The sequence below is a fragment of the Micrococcus sp. 116 genome (assembly GCF_902506395.1).
Taxonomy (GTDB): domain Bacteria; phylum Actinomycetota; class Actinomycetes; order Actinomycetales; family Micrococcaceae; genus Micrococcus; species Micrococcus luteus.
Genome location: NZ_LR732370.1, coordinates 721,901 through 727,590, shown reverse-complemented (window position 1 = coordinate 727,590; position 5,690 = coordinate 721,901). Strand labels below are relative to the sequence as shown.

At 72.3% G+C, this 5,690-nt stretch carries 7 protein-coding genes, 1 other RNA gene and 1 pseudogene; 5 read left to right on the top strand and 4 right to left on the bottom strand.

What is annotated here, in order from left to right; genetic code table 11:
* Positions 1-18: 18 nt before the first annotated feature.
* Complete coding sequence (locus tag CITRIK5_RS03435) at positions 19-246, bottom strand: heavy-metal-associated domain-containing protein (RefSeq protein ID WP_010078881.1); 228 nt, start codon at positions 244-246, stop codon at positions 19-21.
* A gap of 162 nt (positions 247-408) precedes the next feature.
* Between CITRIK5_RS03435 and CITRIK5_RS03430 the strand changes: the two genes are divergently transcribed.
* The gene (locus tag CITRIK5_RS03430; protein WP_236557137.1) at positions 409-1,110 is read left to right on the top strand and encodes a Crp/Fnr family transcriptional regulator; all 702 of its coding nucleotides are present in this window, start codon (positions 409-411) and stop codon (positions 1,108-1,110) included.
* Positions 1,111-1,204: 94 nt separating this feature from the next.
* Entirely contained in the window at positions 1,205-1,846 is a 642-nt protein-coding gene (gene def / locus CITRIK5_RS03425) for a peptide deformylase (protein ID WP_159833095.1), read from the top strand.
* 82 nt (positions 1,847-1,928) lie between these two features.
* Here the strand turns inward: def and CITRIK5_RS03420 are convergent, their stop codons facing one another.
* Complete coding sequence (locus CITRIK5_RS03420; RefSeq protein ID WP_159833093.1) at positions 1,929-3,374, bottom strand: glyceraldehyde-3-phosphate dehydrogenase; 1,446 nt, start codon at positions 3,372-3,374, stop codon at positions 1,929-1,931.
* Between the two features lie 144 nt (positions 3,375-3,518).
* Here CITRIK5_RS03420 and rnpB point away from each other — a divergent pair.
* Positions 3,519-3,898, top strand: an RNA gene (rnpB, locus tag CITRIK5_RS03415) — RNase P RNA component class A.
* Positions 3,899-3,919: 21 nt separating this feature from the next.
* Here rnpB and CITRIK5_RS03410 read toward each other — a convergent pair.
* Positions 3,920-4,234: a hypothetical protein gene (locus tag CITRIK5_RS03410; protein ID WP_002856827.1), complete on the bottom strand. Its 315-nt coding sequence runs from the start codon at positions 4,232-4,234 to the stop codon at positions 3,920-3,922.
* Positions 4,235-4,452: 218 nt separating this feature from the next.
* Between CITRIK5_RS03410 and CITRIK5_RS03405 the strand changes: the two are divergent.
* Positions 4,453-4,578: pseudogene (locus CITRIK5_RS03405) on the top strand (integrase core domain-containing protein); the annotation flags it as partial.
* A 9-nt stretch (positions 4,579-4,587) separates the two neighbouring features.
* Positions 4,588-5,385: a YaaA family protein gene (locus CITRIK5_RS03400; protein WP_078026072.1), complete on the top strand. Its 798-nt coding sequence runs from the start codon at positions 4,588-4,590 to the stop codon at positions 5,383-5,385.
* A 34-nt stretch (positions 5,386-5,419) separates the two neighbouring features.
* Here CITRIK5_RS03400 and CITRIK5_RS03395 read toward each other — a convergent pair.
* Positions 5,420-5,690: VOC family protein (locus CITRIK5_RS03395; protein WP_370462567.1), on the bottom strand; the 271-nt coding region annotated here is incomplete at its 5' end.

Here is a 5,690-nt window from a genome sequence, read left to right as displayed (position 1 = left end):
CGTCGGGGGCGGGCGGGGTCAGAAGGCCGACGGCCGGGCGGTGTAGCCGACCTTGGCGACGGCCTCGACGAGGTCCTGGGCAGTGGTGGTCTGCGGGTCGTGGTCGACCTCGATGCGCTGGGTCTCGAAGTGGACCTGCGCGCCGGTCACGCCGGGCAGGGCGTCGAGGGCCTTCTCGATCTTCCGGACGCACGAGGGGCAGCTGAAGCCCTCGGCGCGGAGCAGGGTGTGCGTGGTGGCGGTCATGGTCACTCCTGTGGGTCGTCACCGGCGCGGCCGCCGATGAGGCTGAGCGGACGGGCGGGTGCCCGGTCCGATCCCCGTCCTCCGGGGATGTCACTGACGCTACGAAGGGGACGGCGGGTACGCCTTGACCGCGGTCAAGCCGCCGTGTGGGAGGCTGATGGCGTGCGTATCGACCTGCCCCTCATCCCCGTGGATGAACCAGAGCCGTGCGCGGCCCGGGTCCCGCTGTTCACCGGGCTGGATCTGGAGCAGCTGCGCCGGGTCTCCGCCCTGGCGCGGCCGCTCGTGCTCGAGGCCGGCGATGCCCTGCACCTGGCCGGTGACCGCACGGACCGCCTGTGCGTCGTGCACAGCGGCCGCCTGGCGCTGACGCTCGGCTCAGCGACCGGCCGGGAACGCGTGGTGCGGATGGTCGAGCCCGGGGACTCCGTGGGCGAGCACGAGTTCCTCACGGGCGAGCCGGCCCGGCACGGGGCGCGCGCCGTGGCCGCGACCCGCCTGTGCACCTTCTCCCACGCCGAGGTCGCCCGACTCCTGGCCGAGCATCCGGGCATCGGGGGACGCGTGATGCGGACGCTGGCCGTCCGCCTGGCCGAGGCTGAACAACGGCTGGCATGGGAGCGTCAGCCTGTCACCGCGCGGATCGCCGGACATCTGCTCGGCCTGCCGGCCCTCCGGGACGAGGCCGACCTCGTCGTGGTGCTGGCCGCGCCGAAGAAGGACGTCGCCTCGCTGCTGGGCACCACCCCCGAGGCGTTCAGCCGCGGGCTGCGCCGCCTCGCCGACGACGGCCTGATCGCCATCGAGGGCCCGCGAGTGACGCTGCTGGACCCGGAGGCGCTGGAGGCCCTTGCCGCGGAATGACCGCCGTCGTCGTGGTGTCGCCGGCGGTAGGCTGGGGACTCCCCCGTCCCCCTACCCACGCAGGCCCGCAGCCCGGGCCGGGAAGCGCAGCGCCATGGCCTCCATCCGTCCCATCACCGTCTACGGCGAGCCCGTGCTGCACAGGCGCGCGGCCGAGGTGGAGGTGATCGACGACGAGATCCGCGAGCTGATCGAGGACATGTACGTCACGCAGGACGCCGCGCACGGCGTGGGCCTGGCCGCCCCGCAGGTCGGGGTCGGGCTGCGGATCTTCACGTGGACGTTCCCGGACTCCGGCGACGCGCTGAACGTGGGCCACGTGATCAACCCGGTGCTGACCCACCTGGACAAGGCGCCGCGGGAGGAGCCGCACCCGGACGAGCACACCGAGGGCTGCCTCTCGGTGCCCGGGCTCGGCTTCCCCCTGCAGCGCCCGACCCGCGTGCGCCTGTCCGGCCAGCGCGTGGACGGGGAGATGTTCGAGTTCGAGGCCGAGGGCTGGTTCGCGCGCATCATGCAGCACGAGTACGACCACCTCAACGGCACCCTCTACGTGAACCGGCTCGAGGGCAAGTGGCAGCGGCGCTGGAAGCGCGCGCAGCGGGCCGAGCGTCTGAACGTGCCCGGTGTGACGTGGCTGCCCGGCACGGACGAGGACCCCTTCGGCCACGACGCCGACGACCACGAAGACCACGAGCACGGCCCCGACGGCGACCACGGGCCCAAGGAGGACTGAGCCTCGGCTCGACGTCCGACCCGGTCGGCACACGACGACGGCCCGTCCCCTCCGCGGGGACGGGCCGTCGGTCGTCGGCGGGTCAGGCCTGCGGGAAGGCGGGGACCTGCTGGCCCGCCATCTTCTCCACCACGCGGATCACCTGATGCGAGTAGCCGTACTCGTTGTCGTACCAGACGTAGAGGATGGCGTTCTTGCCGTCGTTGTTCACGAGGGTCGCCAGGCCGTCCACGACGCCGGCGCGGTCCGAGCCGACGAAGTCGGTGGACACGACCTCCGGGGAGTCCACGTAGCCGACCTGGCCGCGCAGGGGGCCGGTGAGGGACTCCTGCTTCAGGCGGGCGTTGAGCTCCTCCACCGAGGTGGGCGTGGTCAGCTCCAGGTTCAGGATGGCCATGGACACGTCCGGGGTGGGGACGCGGATGGCGTTGCCGGAGAGCTTGCCCTTGAGCTCGGGCAGGGCCTTGGCCACGGCCTTGGCGGCGCCGGTCTCGGTGAGGACCATGTTCATGCCGGCGGCACGGCCACGACGGGCGCCCTTGTGGAAGTTGTCCACGAGGTTCTGGTCGTTAGTGTAGGCGTGCACGGTCTCCACGTGGCCGTGGTCGATGCCGTAGTCGTCCTGGATGACCTTGAGCACCGGGGTGATCCCGTTGGTGGTGCAGGAGGCCGCCGAGATGATGGTGTCCTGGGGCGTGATGTCGTCCGAGTTCACGCCGTACACGATGTTCTTCATCTCGCCCTTGCCCGGGGCGGTCAGCAGGACCTTCGCGGCGCCCTTGGCCTGCAGGTGCTGGGACAGACCCTCGTCGTCGCGCCAGCGTCCGGTGTTGTCGACGACCAGCGCGTCCTTGATGCCGTAGGAGGTGTAGTCCACCGTGGTCGGGTCGTTCGAATAGATGACCTGGATCTCAGTGCCGTTGGCGGTGATCACGTCGCGGTCCTCGTCCACCACGATCGTCCCGTCGAACGGGCCGTGGATCGAGTCGCGGCGCAGCAGGGAGGCGCGCTTGATCAGGTCGTCCTCCGAGTTCTTGCGCACGACGACGGCACGCAGGCGCAGCTTGGAGCCACCGCCGGCATGGTCGAGGAGGATGCGGGCCAGCAGGCGGCCGATGCGACCGAAGCCGTAGAGCACGACGTCCTGGGTCTCGCCCAGGCCCTCACCGGCCTTGCCCTTGACCTCGGCGAGCTCGGCGTCCAGGAAGGCCTGGACGTCCTGGCCCGAGGCCTTCTGCTTGGCGGCCAGCTCGGCCAGGTCGACGGTGGCGGCGCCCAGGTCCATCGCAGCCATGGCCTCGACCAGGGGGTAGGTGGACTCGACGCTCAGCGGGGCCTCCTGCACGCGGCGGGCGTAGCGGTGGGCCTTGATGATGTCGATCACGCCGCGGTTCACGAGGGAGCGCCCGTAGATCGAGGTGACCACGTTGTGCTCGCGGTACAGGGTGCCCAGCAGGGGGACCATCTTCTCCGCGAGCTTCTGCTGCGTGTTCCACTCGGGGGTCTGGGTCGAGGCGGTGTCTGCCACGGGAGTCCTTCCTTGAAACCTGGCGGGGCCGTCCTGGGCAGGCCCCATCCCCCGACCTCGTTGTCGGCGGACTCCGCCATTCTAGGCGAGGACACGTCCGGAGCGGCCCTGCGGTCGCGACGGGGCGTACACTGGTCGGTCGGGACGGATCGGCGGACGGCCGCGTGCCCCTGCGGGGGGTGCGAGGAAAGTCCGGGCACCACAGAGCAGGATGGTGGACAACATCCACCCGGGGCGACCCGCGGGCCAGTGCCACAGAGAGAAGACCGCCTCCGCGCCGTGTGCGCGGCGGTAAGGGTGAAAGGGTGGTGTAAGAGACCACCAGCGGCCCCGGTGACGGGGCCGGCTCGGTAAACCCCATCCGGTGCAAGGCCGAACAGGACGCGTCACGAGGGCTGCTCGCCCCAGCGTCCGGGTTGGCCGCTCGAGCCCGTCAGCGATGGCGGGCCCAGATGGATGGCCGTCACCTCGCGCGGGGCAACGCGCGCGAGGCACAGAACCCGGCTTACAGCCGGTCCGTCCCGCCTCACGGCCCCCGGCTGGGGTCAGAACCCCTCGTCGTCGAGGATCCGTTCGAACTCGAGCTCCACCACGTGCTCGCGCTCCCGCTTGTCCAGCAGGCGGTACCCGTACGACTCGCCGATCGAGACGACCTTCGCCAGGCTCGGGCGTCGCCGGTCCCGCGGCCATTCGAGCGTCACCCGGTCCTGCCCCGTGAAGGTGCGCTCCCGCAGGCGCTGCTCCACGGCCGAGGCGTGCGTGCGCTCCCGCCCACTGGAGCGGATCCCGAGCCACACGGCGGCCGCGATCACGAGCAGGACGAACGGGTACACCACGCCGAACACGTTCATGGCGGTCATCGGGCGACTCCTGGGATGCGGGGCGGCTGTGCGGACCCCACCACTGTGCCAGGTCCGGACGACGACGTCGGCCCGGGGCGCCTGGCTAGGTGTTGTGGGTCATGAGGTTCTTGACATGGGTACCGGGCTGAGATGAGACGAGTGGGCCTCTCCCGCAGGATGGAAGTTCCTACACCACCGACCTGCCCGAGAAGACCCACTCATGACTCACGCTAACGCGTGAGGCCCTGGCGGTGTGGGTGAACCACTACAACTACCATCGGCCTCATACCTCCTGCGGAGACGCTCCTCCGGCCTCGTTGGCACCGGCCCGAGTCAACAACGTCATGCCCTCCTACAGCTAGGCTGGCCCGGTGCTGATCCTGCTGCCGCCCTCCGAGGGCAAGACCGCGCCCCGCTCCGGGGCCCCGCTCGACCTCGATGCCCTCGCGTTGGCCGATGACGCCGCGGTGACGGGCGCCCGCGCGGACCTGCTCACGCGGCTCGCCGCGGTCTCGGCCGCCCCGGATGCCCTGGCGGCTCTCGGCGTCGGGGCGTCGCTCACCGGCGAGGTCGAGGCGAACACGCGCCTGGCCTCGGCCCCTGCCGCGCCCGGTCACCGGGTGTTCACGGGCGTGCTCTTCGATGCGCTCGACCACGCCTCCCTGTCCGCGGCGGCGAAGCGCCGCGCCCGCGCGTCCGTGCTGGTCTTCTCCGCGCTGTTCGGCGCCACCGCGCTGGCGGACCGGATCCCCGCCTTCCGGCTGCCCGTCGGCGCGAAGCTGCCGGGGCTGCCCGGGCTGGCCGCGCACTGGCGCCCCGTCCTGACCCCCGCCCTCGACGCGCTCGCCGCACGGGACGGCGGGCCCGTCGTCGACTGCCGCTCCGGCGGCTACGCGGCCCAGTGGCGGGCACCGGCGGAGCGGACCCTCGCGGTCGACGTGTTCCAGCTGCGCGACGGCGAGCGGACCGTCGTCTCACACTTCGCCAAGCACACCCGCGGCCTCGTGGCCCGCGCGCTGCTGGAGGCGGGGGCGCGGGAGACCTCGACGCTGGAGCGCGTCGCGGACGTGGTCGCGCGGGCCGGGGACGGCCACGGCTGGGAGGTCGAGCTGGCCCGGCCGTCCGGCGCGAAGCCCGGCGCGCTGCGGGTGATCCTGCCCGAGGGGTGACCCCGGGCGAGGCGCGGTCTGCCCGGACGCGGCCTCAGTCCTCGACGGCCACCAGCTCCACCTCGAAGCCGTCCGCGGTCTCGAGGTAGGCGGCGTAGTGGTCCGGTCCCCCGGCGTGCGGGTGGCGGTCCTCGAAGAGCAGGCGGAACCCCCGGTCGCGCGCGGCGGCGGTGAGCTCGTCCACGCGGGCGCGCGATCCGGCCCGGAAGGCCAGGTGGTTCAGGCCCGGGCGGGTGCGCTCGTGGGCGCCCGCGGCGACGTCGGGCCCGGCCTCGAGCACGAGGTACTCCCCCGCCCCCTGGTAC

Bases quoted from the DNA above. Each gene is read 5' to 3' on its own strand.
- def (WP_159833095.1), top strand. From the start codon at position 1,205: ATGGCCTCCATCCGTCCCATCACCGTCTACGGCGAGCCCGTGCTGCAC.
- CITRIK5_RS03410 (WP_002856827.1), bottom strand. From the start codon at position 4,234: ATGACCGCCATGAACGTGTTCGGCGTGGTGTACCCGTTCGTCCTGCTC.
- CITRIK5_RS03435 (WP_010078881.1), bottom strand. From the start codon at position 246: ATGACCGCCACCACGCACACCCTGCTCCGCGCCGAGGGCTTCAGCTGC.